This window comes from Streptomyces sp. NPDC051183 (assembly GCF_040682455.1).
Classification (GTDB): domain Bacteria; phylum Actinomycetota; class Actinomycetes; order Streptomycetales; family Streptomycetaceae; genus Streptomyces.
The window spans coordinates 1-1586 of sequence record NZ_JBFBBA010000123.1 but is presented as its reverse complement, the minus strand read 5'-3'; the positions used below and the strand labels follow the sequence as shown (position 1 = coordinate 1586).

The following is a 1586-nucleotide window of genomic DNA, read 5'->3' as shown; positions in this document are numbered from 1 at the left end:
CGCCTCCTCGACCTGTTGGAAATCAGCCTGACCTGACCAGCACGAACCCGACAGACCTCACTCAAACCAGCGACGTGCGGAGGATGGGGCTAGAGGACCAGTGACAGCAGGAGCACGAAGCCCAGGCCGACCACCGAGATGATGGTCTCCATCACCGACCAGGTCTTGAGGGTCTGGCCGACCGTCATGCCGAAGTACTCCTTGACCAGCCAGAATCCGGCGTCGTTCACATGGCTGAAGAAGAGCGAGCCGGCGCCGATGGCGAGGACGAGCAGGGCCGTCTCCGACGTCGACATGCCGGCGGCGAGGGGCGCGACGAGGCCGGCAGCCGAGATCGTGGCGACCGTCGCCGAGCCCGTGGCCAGCCGGATGGCCACCGCGATGAGCCAGGCCAGGAGCAGGGCGGGGACGGACCAGTTCTCCGACAGGTCCAGGATCATCCGGCCGACGCCCGCGTCGATCAGGGTCTGCTTGAAACCGCCGCCCGCGCCGACGATCAGCAGGATGCCCGCGATCGGGGCCAGGGACTTCTCCACCGTCGACGACAGCCGCTCCTTGGTGAAGCCCGCCGCCCGGCCGAGGGTGAACATGCCGACCAGCACGGCCGCGAGCAGGGCGATCAGAGGTGAGCCGGCGACGTCGGTGACCTTCTGGACCGAGTTGGCGGGGTCGTTGACGACGATGTCGACCAGCGCTTTGGCCAGCATCAGGGCGACGGGCAGCATGACGGTGAAGACCGTCGCCCCGAACCGGGGGCGGTGCTCCAGTTCCGCCGACGGGCGCCGCGTGATCATGTGCTCCGGCGCCGGGATGTCGACCCACCGGGCCGCGTACCGGGAGAACAGCGGGCCGGCGATCACCACGGTCGGGATGGCGACGAGCACGCCGAGCGCGAGGGTGACGCCCAGGTTGGCGTGCAGGGCGTCGACCGCGACCAGCGGGCCGGGGTGCGGCGGGATCAGCCCGTGCATCACGGACAGTCCGGCGAGCGCCGGGACGCCGATCCGCATCAGCGAGTAGTTGCCCCGCTTGGCGACCAGCAGGACCACCGGGATCAGCAGCACGATGCCGACCTCGAAGAAGAGCGGCAGCCCGATCACGGAGGCGATGAGCACCATCGCCCACGGCATGGCCCGGCCCTTCGCGCGGGCGAGGATCGTGTCCACGATCTCGTCCGCGCCGCCCGAATCCGCGAGGAGCTTGCCGAGTATCGCGCCGAGGGCGATCAGTACGCCCACGCCCGCGACGGTCGAGCCGAGCCCGGCGGTGAAGCTGGCGATCGTCTTGGCGAGCGGTGCGCCGGCGAACACCCCGAGGGCGAGCGAGCCGAGCGTCAGCGCCAGGAAGGCGTGCAGCTTGAGGCGGGTGATGAGCAGGACGATGACGGCGATGCCCGCGAGGACGGCGATGCCCAACTGGGTGGTGCCCGCCGAGGTGATCGGTTCGGTGGCGCCCGCTGCCAGTGTCTCGACGCTGAGACCGGTCACGGTGGTCCTACCTTCTTGGTGGGTTCGAACTGGTCATTCGTAAGATCGGTGGGGCCCAGGGGCTCTGGGCATGGCTGTCATGGTTGAGCCGAGTGGATG

General features: G+C 69.3%; 1 protein-coding gene. It reads right to left on the bottom strand.

Annotated features, from left to right (window positions below; all coding sequences use genetic code 11):
• Window positions 1–89: 89 nt before the first annotated feature.
• Window positions 90–1487, bottom strand: coding sequence for a gluconate:H+ symporter (locus AB0M99_RS37760; RefSeq protein WP_365928798.1), 1398 nt, complete (start codon window positions 1485–1487; stop codon window positions 90–92).
• Between the last annotated feature and the right edge of the window lie 99 nt (window positions 1488–1586).